1 rRNA gene is annotated in these 259 nt (G+C 50.2%); it reads left to right on the forward strand.

Annotated elements, in window-relative coordinates:
- Nucleotides 1–109, forward strand: a 5S ribosomal RNA gene (gene rrf / locus M3194_RS31065); the annotation flags it as partial.
- Nucleotides 110–259: the final 150 nt, after the last annotated feature.

The raw sequence follows: 259 nt of genomic DNA on the forward strand, positions 1-259 counted from the left end.
CGATGGCGGAGGGGAACCACGCGTTCCCATACCGAACACGACCGTTAAGCCCTCCAGCGCCGATGGTACTTGGACCGCAGGGTCCTGGGAGAGTAGGACGTCGCCAAGCAGGTGTTTATCACCTATATTTGTTCTTTGAAAACTGGATAGCGAAAGAATGAAACATCCTTAAGTAACAAAATGTTTTTATTAGGTTAAGCTAATAAGAGCGCACGGAGGATGCCTAGGCACTAGGAGCCGAAGAAGGACGTGGCGAACA

The organism is Paenibacillus glycanilyticus, from assembly GCF_023715145.1.
In the GTDB taxonomy this organism is placed as follows: domain Bacteria; phylum Bacillota; class Bacilli; order Paenibacillales; family Paenibacillaceae; genus Pristimantibacillus; species Pristimantibacillus glycanilyticus_A.